Below are 22,829 nucleotides of genomic sequence, written 5' to 3'. Positions count from 1 at the left end.
AAAATGCTTATGACTGCTGTATCCCTTGTTGTTAAACCTGTTAGCCAAATGCGGTTAGCGCCTGGTAGTACAGTCAGTATCCAGGATATAAGTTGGGAGGAATTTGAGTCTATTTTGCAAGAACTGGGTGAAAAGCGATCGCTACGAGTTGCTTACAGCAAGTCTACGTTAGAAATAATGGTTCCTCTACCCGAACACGAAAAATCAAAGGATTTAATTTCGGATATTGTAAAAATATTGTTGAAGATCGCCGGGAAAAGTTATGAACCCTTCGGTTCAACCACCTTCAAACGGGAAAATATAGCGGGGGTAGAACCAGATGCTTGCTTCTACATCCAAAATTATCAAAGAATGATCGGTCGTCGCAAACTAGAACCAAACGATCCGCCTCCTGATTTGGCAATTGAAACAGATGTGACATCAAAAACCACACTTGATGCTTACGAAGCGATCGCAGTTCCAGAACTATGGATTTACGATAGTAAAAAGCTGAGGATTTATTTACTCAGGGATGGACATTACATCGAATCCGATCACAGTCCTAACTTTCCAAATATTCCTCTAACTCAAATTATTGCCGCTACAATTGAACGCGCTTGGCAAGTAGGAACCGTACAGGCTTTGAAAGAGTTTGAATGTGCATTAGATAGAAGTAGTTTTTGATTATTTTAGTCACTCTGAAACTGCAAATACTCCAATAGTAGTAACCGTAAGTAATCTAACGTTCTAATATAACTCTTTATCTGATCATAATTGCCATTACTGCCAAAATAAAAACTCGCAATCTGAGGTATATTTAAAATTCGCATAGCTTGTAATTGCTCAATTGCCTGGTCTTGATTGAAAATTTGACCTGTGCTTTGAATTTGACTTGAATAACCTCTGAGATTTACTGTTAAAAGTTCAAGTTCTTCTAAAAGTGAAAATTCTTCATCTTCTGGTGGAAACTGAATATAAATTTCTTGTCGTTCGCCTCGTGTATTTTGATAAATATTAGTCAATTGTGCTAATAATTGACTAATATTTTTCTTAATAAATTCTTGCTGATTTAAAATTGCTTTAGTCATCATTGACTCCATAAGTAACTATCTTTTCAGTACCATATTGGTCAGACCTGACAATCAGATATTCATTGCCTTTACGGTATACAGCCGAAGTATCTCCACGATATCCAGTTTTCGGAACTCTAATCGCTCCTTTTTTATTAAAGTTATGAGCTTTGCGTAAATACCTTAATGGGTCAATTCCTTTCCTATTAGCATGGTCTAAGATACTTTGGGCAACACTGATATAGGTAGCAGCATCCCACTCACTTATGTACTGTTGAATCTCTGCTGCCTCAGCAGAGGTATAGCTTTTTAATAACTCTATCAAAAACTCGTCAGAGATAGGTTCTTTCGACATATATCCATTGAAAACTAAAACCACCCTTCCTTGTTTGTCAGGACAGGGTGGTTTTAGTTTATGCCAAAACAGGGTAGGAGTTATTATTAACTAAATTGTTCAATTATTCCGCCACCTAATACTTTTTCCCCGTCGTACCACACCGCCGCTTGTCCGGGGGTAATACTGATTTGGGGTTCATCAAACACCAAACGCACACGGGAGTTTTCCAACGGAATCACCGTTACTGGTGTAGGCGTTGAACGATAGCGAATTTGCACTTCGGCATGAATTGGGGTTGATGGTTCGGCAATAGAAACCCAATTTACCCGATTTACACTGCATTCTGGCTGAGTTACCTTAGTGCGATCGCCTACTACTACTTTATTATTTTCTGCATCTAATTCAATCACATACAACGGTTCGGCAGCAGCAATCCCCAAGCCTTTGCGCTGGCCAATAGTGTAGTGATGGACACCATCATGCTGTCCCAAAATTTTGCCTGTGGTATCGACAATATCGCCTGTTTTGGGAGCTAAATATTTATCCAAAAATGCCCGCATGGAACCGTTACTTTCCACTAAGCATAAGTCTTGACTTTCTGGCTTATCAGCAGTTTTTAGTCCGTATTCAGTTGCAATGCGGCGCGTATCAGTTTTTTCTAGTTCGCCTAGAGGAAATATGGTTGCTGCAAGTAAATCTTGAGACAAATCATAAAGAAAGTATGATTGGTCTTTGTTGCGGTCAACAGCCCTTAATAATTGGTAACGTCCAGTTGCTTCGTCATAGCTAATTCGGGCATAATGACCAGTGGCAATGCGATCGCATCCCAATTCTTCACGAGCATATTGCACCATTGGCCCAAACTTCACCGTTTTATTACACTGAGAGCAAGGCAAAGGTGTGATTCCAGCACTGTAACCAGTCACCAGGTAATCGACAATATGCGTCTGAAAGAGATCCCGAATATCGACAACCTGATGGGGAACGCCCAATTGTTCACAGAGATCAGCCGCGTCGATCATACCTTCAGAGCAACATTGACCTTTGCCTTTCATTAGCCAAAGAGTCAAACCAATCACTTCATAGCCCTGATGGTGCAGGATAGCTGCGGCGGTGGAACTGTCAACGCCACCAGAAAGACCAACGACGACTTTTTTCATAAAAGCACGACAAGCTGCGTGGTTGTCCAATTGTAGCACACACTCTTTCATTGCCTTGCTACTAAAGCACTTCAGTTTTAAAGCAATTGAATTAGTGTAGGCGTAGCCCGTTGTAAATATCGCTATTCACTCTGTCATCACCTTTATCTAAAATTAGTGACAGATGTATTTTTTGCCACGCAGATGACTAATTTTACGTTAACGCTATATAGTTGCTACAACGGTGAACTAATTAGTTCCTGATGGAAATTGCCTAAAAATACTTTGACTACTTTCTAACTATTATGTCGAGAGAAATATCCAGTCAATTTATCCCATTTCAACTGCTGCGTCGAAGTTCTGAGGGTTGGAAGCCCACGATTAGACTTCTCTCCTTCTTAGTGGGAGGATGGTTAGTGCTGATTCCTAACTCTACCCCAGCACAAGCACAAATCCACAACAATGTGCTACTAGCTCAACAAACTGGTGAAACTTTACCGCCACCGCCAATTCCCTTTGGTCAACAGCCATCACCGCAGTTACAACCGACGCAACTAGTACAGGACAATCAATCTGAACTGAACTTTCAGCCCTCTCAACCATTACAGAACAATCAATTAGAGCAGAATTTTCAGCCCTCTCAACCATTACAGAACAATCAATTAGAGCAGAATTTTCAGCCCTCTCAACCATTACAGAACAATCAATTAGAGCAGAATTTTCAGCCCTCTCAACCTGCACAGTTTAGTCAATATAACCAGAACTTTGAGCGCTATTTAGTTTACGTTGATGGTAGTGATTTCCAGACACTACAAGCAATACGTCAGATTGAACCCAGTGCTTACATTCGCAATTACCAAGGACGGAGTGTAATTCAGTCAGGAGTTTTTAACAGAGTATCTAACGCCCAACAACGGGTAAATGAACTACAGTCACGAGGCGTATATAACGCCCGGATTATTAGCTTTACTAACGGACAGGAAATAGATGCAGGCAATAGAGGCTCGTTAAGAGATCCAAGTAATATAAATGCTGCTAATCGGCCAGCCTCTAGATATTATGTTGCCATTCCCACCACTCCAGAACAGTTACCCGTGATCGCAGCACAAATTAGGCAGAATATAGCGCAATTTAGTCAAGGTTTAGGCCGATCTGGCGGAGTCCTCGAAAGGACGCAACCACGAGGGCCACACGTAGCAGTAGGGCCTTTCCCCGATCGATTCCAAGCCGAAGAATGGAATAAGTATTTGCGAAATATCGGATACGCTAATGCCAGAGTTTACTATGGGAAGTAAAAAAGAGGGGACTGGGGATTGAGGAGTAAAATTAAACTCATAACTCAGCACTCAGGACTCATGAAAGATAGGCAAGAACAAATTTCGCAAGTCGTAGTGACTGCTGGGCAGATGCAGGATGTTGAAAAGCAAATCTTTGCAGCAGGAATGCCTGTAGTTGCTTTGATGGAAAAGGTGGCGGGATTAATTGTCCGTCGCATTCCAGAGATTCTTTCAAATACCCTCTTTTTAAGGGGATCTCGTGTGGGAATTTTGGTCGGCCCCGGTCATAATGGTGGCGATGCTTTAGTAGTAGCCCGTGAATTACACTTTCGTGGGTATGAGGTTTGGATTTATTCACCTTTTTCTAAGCTCAAAGAATTAACTTCGCAACACTTGCAATATGCTCAGAGTCTAGGCATTCCAATTTGTCAAACAATTGAGCAACTGCCAAATTCTGATTTGTTAATTGATGGCTTGTTTGGACTTGGTTTAGAAAGAAACCTGACTGTTCCCATCGCCTCTGCAATTAATCAGCTAAATGAATTATCTGTGCCGATTTATAGTATTGATTTACCTTCAGGTTTACACACCGACACAGGCGAAGTATTAGGAACTGCCATTCGCGCTACTCACACATTTTGCTTAGGTTTATGGAAACTAGCTTTTTTCCAAGATCAGGCGTTGGAATATCTCGGTAAAGCTGAGTTAATCGATTTTGATATTCCTTTAGCTGATGTAGAAGCTGTTCTAAAAGATGCACCCAGAATTAAACGTATTACACCAGCAACGGCACTTGCTACTTTACCTTTACCCCATCCAGCAGTTACTCACAAATATAAGCAAGGACATTTACTACTGATTTGTGGTTCGCGGCGCTATGCAGGTGGAGCAATTTTAACTGGTTTGGGGGCGCGGGCGAGTGGTGTAGGGATGCTTTCGATTGCCGTCCCCGAATCGCTGAAATCTCTTTTGGTGTCACACTTGCCAGAAGCGCTAATTGTCGGTTGTCCAGAGACGGAAACCGGAGCGATCGCCCACCTGCAATTACCAGAAAACACCGATCTGAGTTCCTTTAATGCGATCGCTTGTGGCCCCGGTTTAACACGAGATGCTACGCCCATTGTCCAAGACGTAATTAAGAGCGAACGCCCTTTGCTTCTCGATGCCGATGGTTTAAATATCTTGGCACAGATGGGAGCGATCGCCACATTAAAAAAACGCCAAGCAGTAACCATACTCACACCCCACACTGGCGAATTTGAACGATTGTTTCCTGATGTCGCCGATGCCAAACATGACAGAGTGAAAGCTGTACAAGAAGCAGCCGCCCAAAGTGGGGCGATAGTGTTGTTGAAAGGGGCAAGAACTGCGATCGCCAACCCTCAAGGTGACGTTTGGATTGTTCCTGAAAGCACACCTGCCTTAGCCCGTGGCGGTAGCGGCGACGTGTTAACTGGGCTACTTGGCGGACTGTTAGCGCAAGCCGCAACTAAACAGATTCCTGAAGATATTGTCGCAACTGCCGCTTGGTGGCATTCCCAAGCAGGTATAATAGCCGCCCAAGAGCGTACCGAATTAGGTGTAGATGCGTTTACATTGACACAATATTTGATGAAAGCTTTAACTTAGTCAAATCCCTCGTTCCCAGTCGGAGACTAGGAACGAGGAGAACGAGGAGATTTAGGTATTGACTAAATACCAACGCTGTAGCGCCAAACGTTGAATTTCGCGCCAGGGAATATTATGTTTTCGGGCTAAGTCTGCACAATCTTCATATTCTGGCTGCACATTTGCAATAACTTTTTCTGGCGATTGTCCTTTCCATGCTATTTTCACATGCACTTTGCCATATTCCGTTTCCACTTGTTGAATTTCCCGTTGTAAAATGGCGCGTTGCTGAGTTGTTCGCCGAATGCCTAAAGTTGTAGTTTCGCGGAAGATAATGGCTTCACAACTGAGTAAATTTTCTGGATGACAAATCACAGTTAGCAAAATCCCCGGACGGGACTTTTTCATACCGATCGCTTGGGTAAAAACATCCAGCGCACCAGCCGCAAACAACGCCTCAAACGCATAGCCGATCGCTTGTGGATTCAAATCATCAATTTGGGTTTCTAGTACCGAGATAGTTTCCAAATTTGAGCTAGGATCTTCAGAATCACTGAAATTTGACTGTAAACTTGCACTTTCACCCAACCAGAGACGTAAAATATTGGGAATGGGTAAATTTATGGTTCCTGCTCCCAGTCCTATCTGCTTGATAGCGATCGCAGGTGGTGAACCAAAATCTCTTGCCAAAGTAGTGGCGATCGCGGCTCCTGTTGGTGTTACTAATTCTCTATCAATACCATTGCTATAAACTGGACAACCCCGCATTTCCCACAGCTTTAATACCGCTGGGACTGGTACTGCCATCTGACCATGTGCAGCCCGAACAGTGCCGCCACCAGTTGGAAACGCCGAGCAGTAAAGTAGGGGCAATCCTTCGTTATTGCTCTCAATGCCCAACCAATCCAACCCCAGGCAAGTACCCACAATATCTACGATCGCATCTATAGCACCCACCTCATGAAAATGAACTTTTTCAGGTGAAATGCCATGCACTGCCCCTTCTGCCACCGCTAGCTGTCGGAATACCGCCAAACTCCAAGCTTCTGCCCGTGATGGCAACCCCGCTTTGAGAATCATTTGCTCTATTTCTGGCAAGTGGCGTGTGTGATGGTGACTGTGTTCGCCATCGTGGTGATGGTGGTGATGGCGATCGTGTACTAAATCCACATGGACTTTAGTCGCCTGTTGACCATTCCGTTGGACAAGTTCTGCCCTTAACTGATATTCCTGTTCAATACCCAACCCATTAAGTTTTTCAATTAAATACTCCACAGGAACACCCAAACTGACCAAAGCACCCAGGCACATATCACCAGAAATTCCTGTCGGACATTGAAGATAAGCGATTTTATTCATAATAAATTTGTCATTAGTTATTAGTCATTAGTCATTAGTCATTGGGCATTGGTTATTTATTAATTATTGCTTCCCCTGCCCCCTGCCTCCCCTGCCTCCCCTGCCTCCCCTGCCCCCATTCCCCAATCCCCGTCCTATGGCAAAAATTTTCCCAGTTCATCCGGATAATCCTCAAACTCGCCGAATAGAGGAAATAAAGTCGGCGCTCTCTAGTGGCGCAGTCATGCTTTACCCTACTGATACAGTCTATGCCATCGGTTGTGATTTGAATGTCAAATCGGCGGTAGAACGAGTGCGGCAAATCAAACAGCTAGCAAACGATAAACCATTGACATTTTTATGTCCCTCGCTTTCAAATGTGGCAACTTATGCCTTCGTAAGTGACACAGCTTATCGGATTATGAAACGCCTGATTCCAGGGCCATACACGTTTTTGCTCCCAGCTACGAAGTTAGTACCGCGATTGGTGCAAAGCCCCAAGCGGAAAACAACTGGAATTAGAGTACCAAACCATACTGTATGTTTGGAGTTGCTGGCAGCATTGGGCAATCCGATTATTTCAACTTCAGCACATCTGCCACCAGATGAAGCAGATAATGGCATAGTTCGGATAGATCCAGAAATTGTTCAGTCGCGGGTAGAGCTATTCGATCGTTTGGACAAGTTGGTAGACATAATTGTAGACACTGGCGAGGAACCTACTTATGAAGTATCTACCATCTTAGATATGACTGGAGACGGAGCAGCAATTATACGGAGGGGTTTAGGTTGGGAAACAGCAGCCGCATGGGTATAAAAATTCCACTTCACAGGCGCACCTTTCCGTTTCGGAAATTGTGATAAAAATAACTCCAGTTTTAAAATTGTCATATTTAAAAGCGATGTCTAGAATGGGCTGCTCGGTGAGGCAGTCGATATCAGAGGATGGTGGCAAAACTTGGCACAGTAAGGTATTTGACAACTTTAAGAAAATAGCGGGTACTCGTGTGCCAGCGTTGAGATGGTGGCTTGTGAAGGAAACCGACACATTGCCATAACTGTAACTCTTTCGTATTTCCTATAGTTTTGATATATGAGCTTTAGATGTGAGCATTATATACGGCAAGTCTTGATGGATGAATGCCTAAAGATTCACAAGCCTTGGACAGCCTTGATTGCTGTGTCTGCGTTGTAATTACGGTGCAATACTACTGGAAAAGTCATGAAATCTAACGTCGTCAATCTACCAAACTCTACACCCATTTTTGAGAACCACGTTTCGACTGAAGAATTTTCAGATAGCAGCAGCGATCGCTTGATTCAATTGCTGTCTGAGGAAATGCAAGCGCAAGTGAAAGCAACACCCAAGTGCGTAGAAGCATTAGCAAAGCGCATAGCCGTAGAAGTAGAACGCATTTGCGATAAAAGCTCCCGCATTCAAACATCTGGGGAAATCAAGTCCTGGCAGATGACGTTGGGAAGGCATCGGATGCAAAAATGCTTACGTTACTACCAACTGGGTTCCAAACAAGGGCGGGTAGAATTACATAGCAATTTGGGTGCTATGGTTTACCGTCATGTAACTATGTCCGGCTCTGAGTTGGGCTTTGATGCTCGTTACAGCCTGATTGAAGATTTTTTACAAGCATTTTATATCGAAGCAATCAAAGCTTTCCGTAGAGAAAACGAACTACCAGAGAATCACACGCCGCGTACTCAGCTGCAATTAGCTGAATACATGGCTTTTACAGAACAGTATGCCAAACGCCGGATCAATTTACCTGGTGGTGCAAATCAGCAATTGATTATCTTGCGCGCCCAAGGTTTTGCTCGTCGTCAGCCCCAAGAAACGACTGTGGATATTGAACTGGCGGTAGAGTCTGCTAAGGGTGAAGAAGCAGAGTCTTACCAGCGTAACTCGGCGGTGCAACAACTGCGATCGCAAATGGTTGCCCAAACTAATTTCGATCCATCTGAAGAATCAGAACGCGATCGCGTCATTACAGAATTGATGAAATACCTGGAGTCTCAAGGTCAATCTGATTGTATGAACTACCTCAGCTTGAAACTTCAAGACCTCTCAGCCCCCGAAATTGACCAAATTCTCGGTTTAACCAGCCGTCAGCGTGATTATCTCCAACAACGCTTTAAATACCACGTCGAAAAGTTTGCCAAACAACACCACTGGCAATTAGTACATCAATGGTTAGGCGCGGGTTTAGAGCAAAAGTTGGGTTTATCTTCCCAGCAGTGGGAAATCTTTGTGAATCAACTCACAGAACAGCAACAGCAAATATTAGAGTTAAAAACTGCACGGGAAAACGACGTTGCGATCGCCAAAGCCATCAAATGCACCCCCAAACAGCTGCAAAAGCGCTGGACTCAACTTTTAGAAATAGCATGGTCTATCCGCAACGGTCATACTGAAGCCCAGACGGGTTGAGATCAAGGCGAAATTACTAATATTTATCTAAGCCAAGCTCAATCCCAGTCATTAGAGAAGTTAAAAAAAAGGTTAAAGGGCAAAGAGAAAAGGAAAACTCCATTCCTTTCATATTCCCCTGAATGGTAGAACTTACGCAATAACTATCTGAAACTCTTATTCCTTTGCGTCCTTCTCTACGAGACGCTGTGCGTAGCTTACTTCTCCGTAGGAGTATACGGTTCGTTTTTTCATTATTTTACCTCAGTCCTCAATTAGTAACTCGTTCCCGATCCAAATTATTAATACGTTTGTATTTTTTTAGTACAAAAATACCAATAAAATCGAATTTTTTACCTATTAATCCAACCTTGTTTAGTCAAAATCAAAAATTCATATTAAGCAACTGACCCTTTTTTACTACTTCTGTGAAATCCTATAATAAGCAGGACTTTTGGCAGAGGGATTGAAGATGGCTCTGACTCAAGGCGGACGGGCAAATAAGTCTGGGAATATTTTAGAAGGAAATGTAGAAGCAATCTTAAATGGATATAATTATTTCCAAGTAGGGAACTATGTCCAAAAAGAATTTATATTAAATGCTGCTTTATTACCAAAACGTTATGGAAAAGAAGTTTATATTGGAACTGGAATTTATCATACCTATCTGAAGGTTGATTTTTATGTTGTCGGCTCACCTGCAATGCCATCTGGTTTAATTTTCGAGTGTAAATGGCAAGAAAGCCCCGGTTCGGTTGATGAAAAGTTTCCTTACTTGAATATGAACATCGAGAATTATTATCCTGCACCAACTATTGTAATTTTAGGCGGTGAAGGTATGCGAGAAGGCGCAAGCAAATGGCTGAAAGCAAGAGTTAATGATAACCCTAATTTATTAGCAGTTTATAGTCTAGACAGATTCATTGCTTGGGCAAATAAAAATCTTTAAAAGATGTAATTAGTAGTTCATCAATCATGCCTCTATTTTTTGTATTTGAGTTAATTGAACGGGTTGCTTTAATTTTATAGGTTTCAAAATTGATATCAGTATAAATTTTTTTAATAAATTCGCTATCAGAATTACATACCATAACTTTGACACCACGACTTGCTAACTCTGCACAAGTATCTCTTAAAAGTTCTTGGTCTTTTTTACTAAAACAATTTTGACTATAAGCAGTGAAATAGCTAGTGTCACTGATAGGATAGTAGGGCGGATCAAAAAATACAAAGTCATCACTGCTAGTAGCATGGTTTAAGACTTCTGTAAAATCTGCTTGTTTAATTTCTGCATAATAAAGTGCTTCTGAGGCTACTATCAGCAAATTTTCATGACAAATATTAGGATTTTCATATCTGCCTAAAGGCACATTGAATTTACCCTGTGAATTAACTCGATAAAGACCATTAAAACAAGTCTTATTAAGATAAATTAGACGAGCAGCCTTTTCTATATCAGTACCGCCAGAGTTATTTCTAACACTATAATAATAATCTTTGTCATGTCGTTTTTTATGCTCCTTCAACAGAGAAATTAATTCCTCAACATGATCTCTAACACAACAATAAGTGTTAATTAATTCGGCATTAATATCAGTTAACATTGCTGCACTTGGTTGGAGATAGAAAAAAACTGCGCCACCACCTAAAAATGGCTCATAGTAATTTTTATAATTCTTGGGAAAATAAGGAATATATTGCTGTATCAACCTACTTTTGCCCCCTGCCCACTTCAAAAATGGACGCGGGCTAATTTCCTTGGAGATTTGAATTACCATTTACTTCCGATTTAACTAAAAATAATCACAACTAAATAAAGCCAATATAACCGAAGAGCCAAATTTTAGATTAACTGGCTAAATTTCTAGCCACATATATTACAATTGAGTAGGTAAAGCATATCAAAACAAACGTAAGTATATAACAAGGCAGTTTAAATTCAGATGTTTGACGGATTTTGGGATAACGTCTTTCGCTACCCTCGGTACTTAATTACTATCGTTTTAGGCTTGTTTTTAAACACCTTTGCGCCATTAGTGCCACTGTTGAAACGCCCTGTCACCTCGATCGCTATCTTGGGTTTATTGGTGAGCAGTCTAGTCTTCCTGACTTTCACTCTACGGGCAATGCTGGGCTTGAGTGCAATCTAGACTAGTGTTATATCGGGGCTGTGCCCCACAGACGGTTGCTCTTGCGTTGTTCGCGCTAAGTACTGTCTACCCAACCTGCATCTATTTTTGTCGTACAACCTCTGTGATGAGGCGAAATTTTTATGGCTACAAATCGTCGGGTTTCCCGCGTTGCTGAACTGATCAAACGGGAAGTTAGCCAAATGCTACTCAACGGCATTAAGGATGACCGTGTGGGTACTGGAATGGTTAGTGTTACTGATGTTGATGTTTCTGGCGATCTCCAACACGCCAAAATCTACGTCAGCATCTATGGAACAGATGAAGCTAAAGTAGAAACAATGGCAGGCTTAAAGTCGGCCACAGGTTATGTCCGTAGCGAACTTGGAGCGCGGGTACGGCTACGTCGTACACCAGAAGTGATATTTCTCGAAGATCGCTCTATAGAACGCGGTAATAAAGTATTGGCACTGCTAAATCAACTTAATCACGATCGCCCGCCAGAAAATCTCGTAGCAGTAGAAGATAGCACCGATCAAAATGATGATGAATTCTCCGAATAAGTAACTAAAACAACAATGTAACTTCAGAACAATTAATCTCAGCAAATCCGCCAAACACTTTACAGACGTGACGAGATCGCGTCTGTTTTAATGTAACCATAACTTAATTCAGGGCTTCAGTACTTGTCTTGGCTTTCGTCCTACTCTAGTGTTCTCCCTTCTCCTACTCCCACAGCGATTAGATATTGTTTGATTTGGAATTGCCTGACTCCAGCTTTTTGCAGATGTTTATTTAAGGAAAACTGTTTAGTGTAAGTGCTGAAATTAACCTAAAATAATTACGGTTTTACTTAAGAAATTCTTAACAGATGCTAGGGTAAAAGCCTTTGTAGTATACTTTAGCCGTTATGTTTTGCAACAATTTATACCCTAGTAACTGACAAATATTATTGTGTTGTTTACCCTTAGATGAATACCCGCAGTTAGAGATCAAGCTTTAAGGTAACTATTTGATATGTAAGCGAATCGCGATATAAACTCTTCCCACCTACCAAATCTTGCCTAAATACAGTAATGGCAAGACTTTCAGACTTGTGGCATCAAAGTCATACAGTTACATAAGCAGGTTAAGTTAACTACTCAGAATTTTTTTTGTAAAGCGGATTTAAAGAAAATGTCAGGATTTGTTGACTTTCTTAACATTTCTTGAGATAATTTCAGGAGATGTAGCGTCAAAATAAAAATAGTTCCGTATAGCAAACTACAAAATCCTAGCCACAAGTCTAATTTCTGTAATGTTTGTTCCTAATTATTAACGGGAACACTATCGTAAGTGTTAATTTGTGAGTAAAAAACATGAGTGTGAATACGGTGCCTTCTATCAATTACTACTCTCTAGATGTGATTCAAGACGAAGCACGCCGACTGGTGCAAAAGGGAATGGTTAGCCGGCAACAGCCAATATATAGCCTCTGCCAATACATTCCAGCTAGAGAGTGGGTTTGCGTTGAATGTGAATTAGAGAAATGTGACTTTTTGTTGCGCGATCGCATTGGCGACCTAATTGGTCGTGAACAGTGGGACAACGACTAATCAATTTTTGATTTCGGATTTCGGATTGGGAGCTTATTTTCGATGTGTGAATGTCACCATTAACGATTCGACAACCAATCTGGGGGATAATCTCTGGTTTTTGATGAGCATTGCCCTATACAGAATCTTGAGTTTTTGATTAACACAGAAGCCTTTGAGTCTGAATTTATACAGCTTTTCAAGTTAAAGAAGGCATCAGAACCATTTGTTCTGTACATCTGGTGTGTTTGCTTGAGCTTAGTATGTAGATTCTGTGACGTTCCTACATTGCTCTGATAGAAGTGTAGGAACTCCAATTTTGACTCGCTATTTATAGCATCCCTTACTTGAGGGAAGCGATAGTCTGCTTGCTGTTATAAAGCCAAAATCCGCCTTAAAAAGTTTGTCTAAGTCAGGCTAATCGTCACCAGTTGCGACAAAACAGGGAACCTCCGCAAGCAACTGGCTCAACTTTCGCAAAATCCAAAATCGCTGCATGACAGAGACATTAGCGCAGCTATAAATATCAGAAAATATCAGAAGCGTTCTTGAAGGATAGGTTTACGACTTTTGGCGGGAGGGCATCTCGCTACCGCTTCTGGACAACGTGTAAGACCGTCTAAAAGCACTGCTTTTAAAGGTAATGTTGTATGAAGGAAGAATCCTCGTACCTTTAGAGGATGCTTGAAAAGTATTTGACTGTCATTTTAGGCACTTGTTGATCTCCCCTAACCCACGCCAGTCGCTCTACTTGGGGAGACCCCAAGACCGCGCTGGCTCCCCTTATAAAGGGGGGAACCGGAATTAAAGTCCCCCAATTGATCGGGGGATTTAGGGAGATCTAGAACGTTTTGATACCTACAATAGGACTTTTCAAACAACCTCTTAGGGCGAGGAGTTGTCAACCTACTTGTTCTAAATACTGATTAATGTCTTCAATGATGCGAGTAAGTTCAGCTTCGGTAGTCAAGCGGATATTAATGTTGCGGACAGTCAGCAAAACTTTGGCTGCGAAGGGCGTTGGCCAAATATTAGGATTACAAAAAACTTCTAAAAATACTTCACCCGTATAGCGATATTCTAGGGGAGGCTGGGGAGTGACTCTACCACCGCCAGGAGTGGGTTTAGCGGCGACAGCTTTCAAGCGCTCCATTAGTTGATCTGTTGCTGTTTTTAATTCTCGTGCTGCTTGGGGTGAAAAACTAAAGGAGACTGAACCTTCAATTAGGTTTAATGTTAGAGGAGTTGAAGACATATCTTTTTTATTAAAACTTCTTGATAAGTACTAATATTACCGGAAGAAGGGGTCTGAATCCCATTCTCATAGTTTTCCGTATTTTCTAGATTTATTAAAAAAAGTTAATGAAAGCTAGACATCTTGATACAGAAACGGTGAGGTTAGAAGCTCTCCGCCAGTATCAAATTCTTGACACTGAACCTGAAGAAGCCTACGACAATCTTGCTCAGTTAGCGGCATTTCTTTGCGGTACTCCTATATCCTTGGTAAATTTCATTGATGAAAACCGTCAATGGTTTAAGGCAAAAGTAGGTTTAGATGTATCAGAAATGCCCCGGAGTGTTGGGTTATCTTATCTTTGTCAAGAGCAACGTAATGTTGTGGTAGTTCCTGATACCCTAGCTGATGAAAAATTGACAAGCAATTCAGTAGTGACTGGCTATCCATATATACGGTTTTGTGCAGGTGTACCCTTAATTACTCCAATGGGAGATATGCTAGGAACCCTATGTGTGATTGACCAAATCCCACGGCAAATAAGCCAAAAACAAATAGAGGCGCTTGTAGCTCTAAGTCGCCTAGTAATCGACCAACTAGAACTCAGGCGTCATGTAGCTGAGGTATCTCAAATTACCGAAAAACTAATGGCGCACGAGCAAGCTGCCAGAACCCGCATTACTAATTTGCTTGAAAGCATCACTGATGGTTTTTTTGCCTTGGATAAAAAGTGGCGATTCACCTACATTAATGGTCAAGCAGAACGGTTATTGCAAAAAACCCAGAATGAACTTTTGGGTAAAAACATCTGGGAGATGTTTCCAGAAATTATTGGCACAACATTCTATTGTGAGTATCAAAGGGCAATCTTAGAGCAGGTGAGTGTCGAATTTGAGGAGTTCTATCTGCCACAGCAATGCTGGCTTCAAGTCCACGCTTATCCTGCAAAAGAGGGATTGTCTATTTATTTTCAAGACGTTACTGAACGACGGCGAACAGCGGAAACACTACGGGAACGTCAAGAACGTTGGCAATTAGCATTACATGGTAATAATGATGGTATTTGGGACTGGAATCTCAAGACTAATGAAGTGTTCTTCTCAACTCAATGGAAGGAAATGCTCGGCTATAAAGACCACGAAGTTTCCAACTGTTGGGATGAATGGACAAAACGAATCCATCCCGATGAGCGAGATTCGGTACTTCAAGCTTTCCAAGACCACTTTGCCAAGAAAACACCGTTTTACGTCTGTGAATATCGAGTCCAGTGCCAAGACGGCAGCTATAAATGGATTCTAGATCGAGGACAGGCACTTTGGGACGCATTGGGTGATGTGGTGCGGATGGTGGGTTCTTATACTGATATCACAGATCGCAAGCGGGCAGATGAAGAATTAAAACGGCAAATAATTGTGATCGCAATTATTTGCTGAAATCACCCTGAAAATTCGAGAATCTTTACAAATAGATGAAATTCTTAAAACCTCGGTGACAGAGGTACAAAAATTACTACAAGCTGACCGTGTGTTAATTTTTCGACTGGAGACTGACGGCTCAGGAACAGTGGTACAAGAAGCGGTGCTGTCTAGTTGGCCAGTAATTTTGGAAGAAAATATTTTTGATCCCTGCTTTAAAAAACAATATCTAGAAAGATATCGTCAGGGAAGAGTCAGTGCGATTGAAGACATTGAAGCCGCTCATATCCAACCATGCCATCGAAAATTTCTTCAGCAATTTGCTGTCAGAGCGAATCTGGTAGTGCCGATTCTGATCAGAGATGGCATTTGGGGCTTGTTGCTAGCTCATCAGTGTGCTGCACCTCGACAGTGGAATAACTTTGAGACGGAGTTGTTACAGCAATTAGGAAACCAAATTGGGATTGCCTTATCTCAAGCGCAACTATTAGAAAAAGAAACCCAGCAAACTCAGGAACTTGCTCGTTCTAATGCTGAATTGGAACAGTTTGCATATATCGCTTCCCATGACTTGCAAGAGCCATTGCGAATGGTAACTAGTTATTTACAACTACTAGAGCGAAGATACAAAAATCAACTAGATGCCAATGCCGATCAGTTTATCACCTACGCAGTAGATGGGGCGCGGCGGATGCAGACCTTGATCAACGATTTGTTGAACTATTCCCGCGTCAGCACTCGTGGACAACCCTTTATGCTGGTTGATTGTAATGTAATCTTAGAGCAGGCGATCGCTAATCTCCAACTAGCGATCGCAGATAGTAGAGCAGTTGTCACCTATGATCCCCTACCTCAAGTGATGGCTGATGCTACTCAATTGACACAAGTGCTTCAAAATCTCATTGCCAACGCGATTAAATTTTGCCAGAATCAACAGCCACGAATTCATATTGGATTGGGGACTGGGGAAGGGAAAGCAGGGGAGCAGGGAGCAGGGGGGCAGAGGGCAGGGAGCAGGGGGCAGGGAGCAGGGGAAATTGGGTGGGAAAAAAGGAGATTTTTCTTCATCCCCCTTGCACCCCGCACCCCGCTCCCTTGCCTCTTCATCCCCCCAATCCCCACTCAAAACGAATATTTATTCTGGGTGCGTGATAATGGAATTGGTTTGGAATCCCAGTATGCTGAACGTATTTTTATAATTTTTCAGCGTTTGCACGGTAGAGACAAGTATCAAGGTACTGGAATTGGTCTGGCAATTTGTAAGAAAATTATAGAACGCCACAGCGGCCGAATCTAGGTTGAGTCGAAACCGGGTCAAGGCTCGACTTTCTACTTCATAATCCCAGATAGAGCAAGTAAGCAATAATACGGTACACCTGGGTTTACAATCCTCCATCTGGATTGACGGTTGAGAAGATATTGGGCAAACAAGACTTAGATATCATCCCAGTAGAAGATGCTCAACATCTCATCACCATTAAACGTGGAGTGCTGACTACAGGTATAGGAACGCGAGAGGAAGTATCAATTACCATCCAAGATACAACTCGATATTACGATTTAACTATCGAGCCATTGCGGAATGAAACCCAAGAAATTGTCGGGGTGACATGCGCCAGTATAGATATTAGCGAACGACAAGCTGCGCTACGCGAACGCAAATTGGCAGAAGAAAAAATCCGCGAACAAGCAGCATTACTAGATGTCACTACAGATGCCATTTGCGTACAAGACTTAAACAATCAAATTATCTTTTGGAACAAAGGCGCAGAAACACTTTATGGCTGGCAAGCTACAGAGGCTTGGGGCAAAAATGCTAGTGAGCTTTTGTATGACGAACCTTCACCAGAAATTGAAGCGGCTCTATTGCAAGTTATTAGTCAAGGTAAATGGCAGGGTGAATTAACAAAACTTACCAAAACTGACAAAGAAATCCTCGTTGCTAGTCGCTGGAGTCTGATATGCGATGAACAAGGAAAACCTAAATCAATTCTCACCGTTGACACAGATATTACCGAGAAAAAACACTTAGAAGCCCAATTATTTCGCGCCCAACGCCTGGAAAGTATTGGTACTTTAGCTAGCGGCATTGCTCACGACCTCAACAATATCCTGACACCGATTTTGGCCGGAGCGCAACTGCTACCGCTGAAATTTCCTGGTGCAGATGAACGGACTCGCCATCTACTAGAAATTTTACAGATAAACGCTAGACGCGGCGCTGATTTAGTCAAACAAGTGCTGTCTTTTGCGCGGGGTGTGGAAGGGAAGCGGATTACTTTGCAGATCAGACATATAATTGTGGAACTTGGCAAGATTCTGAAAGAGACATTCCCAAAATCCATAGAAATAAGTATTGATGTACCACAGAATTTGTGGATGGTTTCTGGAGATAGCACCCAACTGCATCAAGTACTGATGAACCTCTGCGTTAACGCCCGCGATGCTATGACTAATGGCGGTACTTTGAGTATCTCTGCCGAGAATCTGTTGATTGATGAAAATTATGCCCGCATGAATTTGGAAGCCAAGGTGGGATTTTACACAGTTATTTCTGTCTCCGATACAGGAATTGGTATTCCTGGGGAAATATTAGATCGAATTTTTGAGCCATTCTTCACTACAAAAGATGTGGGCAAAGGCACAGGATTGGGACTTTCCACTGTACTTGGAATCATTAAAAGTCACGGCGGTTTTGTGAACGTGTATAGCGAACCGGGAACTGGCACTAGCTTTCAGGTTTACTTACCAGCCGTGGAGGGAATGGAAACACTCAGCCCGGAAGATTTACCACCACAGATAGGACACGAAGAATTGATTTTGGTTGTGGATGATGAAATTGCCATTCAAGAGATTACCAGAACATCACTAGAAGCTCACAACTACAAAATCTTAGTTGCCAGTGATGGTATTGAAGCGATCGCACTATACGCTCAAAATAGAGACAAAATTAGTGCCGTACTCATGGATATTATGCTGCCCTCGCTAGATGGTTTAACTGCCATCCGTACCCTGCGAAAAATCAACCCCCAAGTCAAAATTATCGCCAGCAGTGGACTTATGTCTGACAATAAGCTCAGTGCAGCAGCGGCCATTGGTATCAATACATTTTTGTCGAAGCCCTATACAATCAACGAATTATTGCTTTCTCTACAGAAAGTACTATCTTGAGTCAATTAATTACAGCAGTTTTCATGTATTTGAACCACATCTGTTGTAGGGGCACAGCATTGCTCATTGGTGTCAACTTAACAGGAAACGGGCGGTTAGAAACCGCGTCTATACAAACAAAACCTACAGAGGTGGGTTTCATCTAATTGAGCATCAGTTAACACACTTCTGTTACTAATACTCACAGCTTGACTAAATCAATATGCCTCTATTTTTCAAGTTAATCATAAACATAGTAATCTTGGCTGCATTCCTACTCATATCCCATGAAGTTTCGGCACAAGATTGGCGTCCGGTTCGCGGTGGCATCCCTTTCGGTATCAGTGGTATGGCTTTGATAGAGCAGCAAAGCAATTCACTAGATTTTTTGATTGTCCATGACAACAAAAAACCAAATCAAGGACGTATGGCAATTGTTAGTATCAAGGGTAAAAGTCAACCTGAATATTTTCCATTGAACTGGCCAAATAACACACAATTACCCATCGACTTAGAATCTTTAACATCCGTTCCCAACAAATCAAATTCTGATTTTATCGCTTTAAGTAGTTCTGGTAAAGCTTATTATCTAAAATTAGACATATTAACAAAAAATATCTCTATCCTCAAAGAATTTGAGTTACCAGTAATTACCCCAAAAAGTAACTTTGAAGCATTTGGCTTGCAATATATAGATGGTAAATTAGTGGCTATTTGGGGTAATCGTGGAGAGGGAGAAAAAACAGGAACTATTTATTTTGGGGAATTTAACTCAAATACTTATGAAATTAGCTTTTCCGGTTATGCTAACTTTAAAGTGCCATTTCCCTTGGGAAATGTACGACATATTTCTGATTTAAAAGTAGACCGAGTAGGAATTGTTTACATCACCTCAGCAAGTGATGCAGGGGATGATGGGCCATTTCAGTCAGCAGTATATGTTGCTGGTTACTTGGGATTATGCGATCGCAAAATTACATGGCGACCAAATCCTCAACTCATTCCTTTCTACCGCTCTGATTACCACAAAATTGAAGGTATAGAACTTGTTCCTGGTGCAGAAGGCGGTGTGGTTGTTGGTACAGATGATGAGAATTTAGGTTCTTATGTATACATTGTGGGTGGAAGTAGCTGAACAATAATTTTGAGAATTGTTGGTTTATTGGCGATCGCGTCACAGATACATATATTAAACATTTTGTCAAGTTATTGATTGGTGGCGATGCCTACGGCGGGCAAAGCCTATGCAACTTAATGTAGGTTGACCATTATCTTATCGATAACGGTCACTCATTAATTAACCCTACACATTAAATCGGAACAACATTACATCCCCTTCTTGTACAACATACTCTTTTCCTTCACTGCGAACCAATCCTTTCTCCTTTGCAGCATTCATCGAACCAGTTGTTACCAAATCTTTATAAGCGACAGTTTCGGCGCGAATAAATCCCCGCTCAAAATCACTGTGAATTACACCAGCAGCTTGAGGTGCAGACATTCCCGCATTAATTGTCCAAGCGCGGGTTTCTTTGGGGCCATTAGTAAAATATGTCCGTAAACCTAAAAGTGTGTAAGTTGCCCGAATCAATGATTTCAAACCGCCTTCTTCCACACCTAAAGATTTGAGGAAATCAGCTTTATCTGACTCTGGCAATTCCACTAATTCTGCTTCAACTTGAGCCGAAACTATCACAACTTGAGCATTTTCTGTAGCTGCAATTTGCCGTACTTTTTCTACAAAATCATTACCTGTTGCCAACTCATCCTCAGAGACATTGGCAGCGTAAATAATCGGTTTATAAGTAAGCAGATCCAGTCCTTTAATAATTACTGCTTCTTCTTCATTCAAGCTCACCTGACGCACCGATTTACCTTCATTTAAAGCCGCAGCTAACTTTTCTAAGACTGAGACTTCAAACTGTGCATCTTTGCTGGTACGAGCTTGTTTGCGAGTACGGTCAATTCGTCGTTCAATTTGTGATAAATCTGATAAACCCAGTTCTATATTAATGATTTCAATATCTCGCGCTGGATCAACAGAACCAGCAACGTGGATAATATCATCATTCTCAAAACAACGTACCACATGGATGATCGCATCAACTTCCCGGATGTGGGACAGGAATTGATTCCCTAATCCCTCACCCTGACTTGCGCCTTTAACTAAACCGGCAATATCTACAAATTCAACCCGCGCCGGGATAGTTTGTGCCGAACTGGCAATCTTAGCAAGAACATTTAACCGTTCATCCGGTACTGCGACAACACCGACATTCGGTTCAATCGTGCAAAAAGGGAAGTTAGCTGCTTCAGCTTTGGCATTAGCAACTACAGCATTAAATAAAGTAGATTTTCCGACGTTGGGAAGTCCGACAATTCCGGCTCTTAGCATTTTAGATTTTAGATTTGAGATTTTGGATTACATTACCAAGGTAATCTAAACAGGTTCCGGTATGGTTTGGGGGATTGGTGCTGGAACTGTTTGAGGAATAGGAGTAGGTACTGGTTCTGGTACAGGCCCCGGTAACGGTTGAGGAATCGCTGGCCCCGGCTCAGGATTGGGGCTAGGTAGCGGACTCGGGCCAGGAGTAGGAATTTGTGGTTCTGGTATAGAAATCGCAGTGGGATTACTCATCGTAAGTCTAAATTAAATTATTCAACCTTTCCACGCTAGATGACAACCTCATCTATTGACATCTCCCCAAATAGCTATACCCACGAACACATCCTTTAATAATCTACCCGTCTTCTCATTCTCTGCGTCCCTCCGCGCTCCTTTGCGTTTAAACTCCAATCCTCAATTCACCACCATTTGCACAAAACTACTCCTCCTTCACCTTTTCCACCAGATCTGGCACTGGATCGTAACCACCTGGATGAAACGGATGACAGCGCAAAATTCGCAGAGTTGCCATCCAGCTACCACGCAACACTCCAAATCGTTCAATAGCTTCAATAGCATACATCGAACAAGTTGGTTGAAAGCGACAAGTTGGAAGAAACAACGGCGAGATAAACATTCGGTAGCCTCGAATCAGCCAAATAAATAATAATTTCATTGCAGCTACCCAAATCTTATAAATTAGTAACAGGGGTAAAAATTTTCATTTTGTCGCATCTTTGTTAATTACATTTTCTGACTTCACCTCAATTCCGGTTTTCTGGCTGCAAATTGCTTCAGCTGCAATTTGGGTGTTACTGATCCTCTTGATTGCATGGGTGGTAAACCGCTTTGCCGACAAGCCAGAAATCGTGCGGAAGATAGTTCATATTGGCACTGGTAATGTGATTTTAATCGCCTGGTGGCTAGATATTCCCGCCAGTGTAGGGATTACAGCTTCTATTTTAGCGAGTGCAATCACCTTATTATCCTACCGATTGCCCATCCTTCCTGGTATTAATAGCGTTGGACGGCAAAGCTTAGGGACATTTTTTTACTCTGTCAGTTTCGGTATTTTAGTTGCCTGGTTTTGGTACTTGCAACAACCCCAGTACGCAGCACTCGGAATTTTGATCATGACTTGGGGAGATGGATTAGCAGCCTTAATTGGGCAACGCTTTGGTAAACATAAGTATAAAGTTTTTGGTACAGAAAAAAGTTGGGAAGGCTCCCTAACTATGATGCTTGTTAGCTATGTTGTCAGTAGTTTGATTTTGGTTGGAACTCGAGGAAACAGTTGGCAAACTTGGGCAGTATCACTGTTAGTAGCAGTTATAGCTACGGCTTTAGAAGCTGTTTCATTTTTGGGTATTGACAATTTGACAGTTCCTTTGGGTAGTGCAGCCCTTGCCTTCTTTTTAAGTCAGTTAGTTTTGAATTAGTAATTTGCAAAAATTCATTGTTAGTTTATAAATATAGTGATTTTTAGTTGAGTCCAATACGGTTAAGCAATTTCGTAGCAAGTACTCACCGATAAATAACTCTATTCCGTTGTTAACATCGACTTTAAGCTATATTTACGTTTATACATAAATGGCTAAAGCTAAGGGTAAACCTGAAAATTTTGGAAACCAACCGAGCAAGGAATTAACCGAACAATTAAACTTCCGAGTCACCAAAGAAATGAAGGAAGAGGTAAAGGCTAAGGACGACCCACCTGAATTTTGTCGCCAAGCTATCCAAAAAGCACTAAATGAAGATAGGGAGAAGTAGT

General features: G+C 41.8%; 20 protein-coding genes and 3 pseudogenes. 14 read left to right on the top strand and 9 right to left on the bottom strand.

Going from position 1 to position 22,829, the window contains the following annotated elements; all coding sequences use genetic code 11:
- Positions 1–9: 9 nt before the first annotated feature.
- Positions 10–663: a Uma2 family endonuclease gene (locus tag HWQ39_RS09425; protein WP_292843632.1), complete on the top strand. Its 654-nt coding sequence runs from the start codon at positions 10–12 to the stop codon at positions 661–663.
- A 5-nt stretch (positions 664–668) separates the two neighbouring features.
- Here HWQ39_RS09425 and HWQ39_RS09420 read toward each other — a convergent pair whose 3' ends face one another.
- The 3 genes and pseudogenes from HWQ39_RS09420 to mnmA all read right to left on the bottom strand — a co-directional run.
- Positions 669–1,070: a hypothetical protein gene (locus HWQ39_RS09420; protein WP_366932244.1), complete on the bottom strand. Its 402-nt coding sequence runs from the start codon at positions 1,068–1,070 to the stop codon at positions 669–671.
- Positions 1,060–1,404, bottom strand: a complete 345-nt coding sequence (locus HWQ39_RS09415) for a hypothetical protein (protein WP_292843630.1) — start codon at positions 1,402–1,404, stop codon at positions 1,060–1,062. Before HWQ39_RS09415 ends, HWQ39_RS09420 begins: the two co-directional genes overlap by 11 nt.
- An 86-nt stretch (positions 1,405–1,490) precedes the next feature.
- Positions 1,491–2,558, bottom strand: a pseudogene (mnmA, locus tag HWQ39_RS09410) (tRNA 2-thiouridine(34) synthase MnmA); the annotation flags it as partial.
- 272 nt (positions 2,559–2,830) lie between these two features.
- On the opposite strand from mnmA, the gene HWQ39_RS09405 reads away from it, so the two are divergent.
- Together HWQ39_RS09405 and HWQ39_RS09400 are read left to right on the top strand one after the other, a co-directional pair.
- Positions 2,831–3,820: a hypothetical protein gene (locus tag HWQ39_RS09405; protein WP_292843628.1), complete on the top strand. Its 990-nt coding sequence runs from the start codon at positions 2,831–2,833 to the stop codon at positions 3,818–3,820.
- Positions 3,821–3,880: 60 nt separating this feature from the next.
- A complete protein-coding gene (locus tag HWQ39_RS09400; RefSeq protein ID WP_292843627.1) occupies positions 3,881–5,431 on the top strand; it encodes an NAD(P)H-hydrate dehydratase in 1,551 nt (516 codons plus the stop codon).
- A 51-nt stretch (positions 5,432–5,482) separates the two neighbouring features.
- Here HWQ39_RS09400 and larC read toward each other — a convergent pair whose 3' ends face one another.
- Positions 5,483–6,769 carry a nickel pincer cofactor biosynthesis protein LarC gene (larC, locus tag HWQ39_RS09395; RefSeq protein ID WP_292843625.1) on the bottom strand — a complete coding sequence of 429 codons (1,287 nt, stop codon included), beginning with the start codon at positions 6,767–6,769 and terminating at the stop codon, positions 5,483–5,485.
- A 136-nt stretch (positions 6,770–6,905) separates the two neighbouring features.
- Here larC and HWQ39_RS09390 point away from each other — a divergent pair, with 136 nt between their 5' ends.
- The 3 genes from HWQ39_RS09390 to HWQ39_RS09380 all read left to right on the top strand — a co-directional run bounded on the left by HWQ39_RS09390 (position 6,906) and on the right by HWQ39_RS09380 (position 10,119).
- Complete coding sequence (locus HWQ39_RS09390) at positions 6,906–7,565, top strand: L-threonylcarbamoyladenylate synthase (RefSeq protein WP_292843624.1); 660 nt, start codon at positions 6,906–6,908, stop codon at positions 7,563–7,565.
- A gap of 405 nt (positions 7,566–7,970) precedes the next feature.
- Positions 7,971–9,191 carry a HetZ-related protein gene (locus HWQ39_RS09385; protein WP_292843622.1) on the top strand — a complete coding sequence of 407 codons (1,221 nt, stop codon included), beginning with the start codon at positions 7,971–7,973 and terminating at the stop codon, positions 9,189–9,191.
- A gap of 451 nt (positions 9,192–9,642) precedes the next feature.
- Positions 9,643–10,119: a PD-(D/E)XK nuclease superfamily protein gene (locus HWQ39_RS09380; RefSeq protein WP_292843621.1), complete on the top strand. Its 477-nt coding sequence runs from the start codon at positions 9,643–9,645 to the stop codon at positions 10,117–10,119.
- On the opposite strand, the gene HWQ39_RS09375 is transcribed toward HWQ39_RS09380, so the two are convergent.
- A complete protein-coding gene (locus tag HWQ39_RS09375) occupies positions 10,091–10,948 on the bottom strand; it encodes a DNA adenine methylase (RefSeq protein ID WP_292843619.1) in 858 nt (285 codons plus the stop codon). The two genes, HWQ39_RS09380 and HWQ39_RS09375, sit on opposite strands and share 29 nt — an antisense overlap.
- Positions 10,949–11,113: 165 nt before the next feature.
- On the opposite strand from HWQ39_RS09375, the gene HWQ39_RS09370 reads away from it, so the two are divergent.
- From HWQ39_RS09370 to HWQ39_RS09360, 3 genes are all read left to right on the top strand, one after another.
- On the top strand, positions 11,114–11,320 hold the full coding sequence (locus HWQ39_RS09370) for a DUF751 family protein (protein WP_292843617.1): 207 nt from the start codon (positions 11,114–11,116) through the stop codon (positions 11,318–11,320).
- 122 nt (positions 11,321–11,442) lie between these two features.
- Positions 11,443–11,862 carry a 30S ribosome-binding factor RbfA gene (rbfA, locus tag HWQ39_RS09365; RefSeq protein WP_292843615.1) on the top strand — a complete coding sequence of 140 codons (420 nt, stop codon included), beginning with the start codon at positions 11,443–11,445 and terminating at the stop codon, positions 11,860–11,862.
- Between the two features lie 795 nt (positions 11,863–12,657).
- Positions 12,658–12,894, top strand: a complete 237-nt coding sequence (locus tag HWQ39_RS09360) for a DUF4327 family protein (protein WP_094347157.1) — start codon at positions 12,658–12,660, stop codon at positions 12,892–12,894.
- An 880-nt stretch (positions 12,895–13,774) separates the two neighbouring features.
- Here the strand turns inward: HWQ39_RS09360 and HWQ39_RS09355 are convergent.
- Positions 13,775–14,128, bottom strand: coding sequence for a hypothetical protein (locus HWQ39_RS09355; protein ID WP_179068595.1), 354 nt, complete (start codon positions 14,126–14,128; stop codon positions 13,775–13,777).
- Positions 14,129–14,235: 107 nt separating this feature from the next.
- On the opposite strand from HWQ39_RS09355, the pseudogene HWQ39_RS09350 reads away from it, so the two are divergent.
- The 3 genes and pseudogenes from HWQ39_RS09350 to HWQ39_RS09340 all read left to right on the top strand — a co-directional run.
- Positions 14,236–16,816, top strand: a pseudogene (locus HWQ39_RS09350) (GAF domain-containing protein); the annotation flags it as partial.
- A 71-nt stretch (positions 16,817–16,887) separates the two neighbouring features.
- Positions 16,888–18,693 (top strand): annotated as a pseudogene (locus HWQ39_RS09345) (ATP-binding protein); the annotation flags it as partial.
- A gap of 202 nt (positions 18,694–18,895) precedes the next feature.
- Positions 18,896–19,807, top strand: coding sequence for a hypothetical protein (locus HWQ39_RS09340; protein WP_292843612.1), 912 nt, complete (start codon positions 18,896–18,898; stop codon positions 19,805–19,807).
- Positions 19,808–19,975: 168 nt separating this feature from the next.
- On the opposite strand, the gene ychF is transcribed toward HWQ39_RS09340, so the two are convergent.
- From ychF to yidD, 3 genes are all read right to left on the bottom strand, one after another.
- Complete coding sequence (gene ychF, locus HWQ39_RS09335) at positions 19,976–21,067, bottom strand: redox-regulated ATPase YchF (RefSeq protein WP_292843610.1); 1,092 nt, start codon at positions 21,065–21,067, stop codon at positions 19,976–19,978.
- 45 nt (positions 21,068–21,112) lie between these two features.
- Complete coding sequence (locus tag HWQ39_RS09330) at positions 21,113–21,310, bottom strand: hypothetical protein (RefSeq protein ID WP_292843608.1); 198 nt, start codon at positions 21,308–21,310, stop codon at positions 21,113–21,115.
- A gap of 187 nt (positions 21,311–21,497) precedes the next feature.
- Entirely contained in the window at positions 21,498–21,734 is a 237-nt protein-coding gene (yidD, locus tag HWQ39_RS09325; RefSeq protein ID WP_292843606.1) for a membrane protein insertion efficiency factor YidD, read from the bottom strand.
- A 61-nt stretch (positions 21,735–21,795) separates the two neighbouring features.
- On the opposite strand from yidD, the gene HWQ39_RS09320 reads away from it, so the two are divergent.
- Positions 21,796–22,497, top strand: coding sequence for a diacylglycerol/polyprenol kinase family protein (locus HWQ39_RS09320; RefSeq protein ID WP_292843605.1), 702 nt, complete (start codon positions 21,796–21,798; stop codon positions 22,495–22,497).
- Between the two features lie 151 nt (positions 22,498–22,648).
- A complete protein-coding gene (locus HWQ39_RS09315; RefSeq protein WP_229486196.1) occupies positions 22,649–22,828 on the top strand; it encodes a hypothetical protein in 180 nt (59 codons plus the stop codon).
- The last annotated feature ends 1 nt before the right edge of the window (position 22,829 follow it).

It is taken from the genome of Nostoc sp. NMS8 (assembly GCF_017115045.1).
GTDB lineage: Bacteria > Cyanobacteriota > Cyanobacteriia > Cyanobacteriales > Nostocaceae > Nostoc.
This window is presented reverse-complemented; position numbering and strand designations above follow the sequence as displayed.

What these genes read in the sequence shown, in the direction of transcription:
- HWQ39_RS09425 (WP_292843632.1), top strand. Translation starts at nt 10, where the DNA reads ATGACTGCTGTATCCCTTGTTGTTAAACCTGTTAGCCAAATGCGGTTA.
- HWQ39_RS09420 (WP_366932244.1), bottom strand. Translation starts at nt 1,070, where the DNA reads ATGATGACTAAAGCAATTTTAAATCAGCAAGAATTTATTAAGAAAAAT.
- HWQ39_RS09415 (WP_292843630.1), bottom strand. Translation starts at nt 1,404, where the DNA reads ATGTCGAAAGAACCTATCTCTGACGAGTTTTTGATAGAGTTATTAAAA.
- HWQ39_RS09405 (WP_292843628.1), top strand. Translation starts at nt 2,831, where the DNA reads ATGTCGAGAGAAATATCCAGTCAATTTATCCCATTTCAACTGCTGCGT.
- HWQ39_RS09400 (WP_292843627.1), top strand. Translation starts at nt 3,881, where the DNA reads ATGAAAGATAGGCAAGAACAAATTTCGCAAGTCGTAGTGACTGCTGGG.
- larC (WP_292843625.1), bottom strand. Translation starts at nt 6,769, where the DNA reads ATGAATAAAATCGCTTATCTTCAATGTCCGACAGGAATTTCTGGTGAT.
- HWQ39_RS09390 (WP_292843624.1), top strand. Translation starts at nt 6,906, where the DNA reads ATGGCAAAAATTTTCCCAGTTCATCCGGATAATCCTCAAACTCGCCGA.
- HWQ39_RS09385 (WP_292843622.1), top strand. Translation starts at nt 7,971, where the DNA reads ATGAAATCTAACGTCGTCAATCTACCAAACTCTACACCCATTTTTGAG.
- HWQ39_RS09380 (WP_292843621.1), top strand. Translation starts at nt 9,643, where the DNA reads ATGGCTCTGACTCAAGGCGGACGGGCAAATAAGTCTGGGAATATTTTA.
- HWQ39_RS09375 (WP_292843619.1), bottom strand. Translation starts at nt 10,948, where the DNA reads ATGGTAATTCAAATCTCCAAGGAAATTAGCCCGCGTCCATTTTTGAAG.
- HWQ39_RS09370 (WP_292843617.1), top strand. Translation starts at nt 11,114, where the DNA reads ATGTTTGACGGATTTTGGGATAACGTCTTTCGCTACCCTCGGTACTTA.
- rbfA (WP_292843615.1), top strand. Translation starts at nt 11,443, where the DNA reads ATGGCTACAAATCGTCGGGTTTCCCGCGTTGCTGAACTGATCAAACGG.
- HWQ39_RS09360 (WP_094347157.1), top strand. Translation starts at nt 12,658, where the DNA reads ATGAGTGTGAATACGGTGCCTTCTATCAATTACTACTCTCTAGATGTG.
- HWQ39_RS09355 (WP_179068595.1), bottom strand. Translation starts at nt 14,128, where the DNA reads ATGTCTTCAACTCCTCTAACATTAAACCTAATTGAAGGTTCAGTCTCC.
- HWQ39_RS09340 (WP_292843612.1), top strand. Translation starts at nt 18,896, where the DNA reads ATGCCTCTATTTTTCAAGTTAATCATAAACATAGTAATCTTGGCTGCA.
- ychF (WP_292843610.1), bottom strand. Translation starts at nt 21,067, where the DNA reads ATGCTAAGAGCCGGAATTGTCGGACTTCCCAACGTCGGAAAATCTACT.
- HWQ39_RS09330 (WP_292843608.1), bottom strand. Translation starts at nt 21,310, where the DNA reads ATGAGTAATCCCACTGCGATTTCTATACCAGAACCACAAATTCCTACT.
- yidD (WP_292843606.1), bottom strand. Translation starts at nt 21,734, where the DNA reads ATGAAATTATTATTTATTTGGCTGATTCGAGGCTACCGAATGTTTATC.
- HWQ39_RS09315 (WP_229486196.1), top strand. Translation starts at nt 22,649, where the DNA reads ATGGCTAAAGCTAAGGGTAAACCTGAAAATTTTGGAAACCAACCGAGC.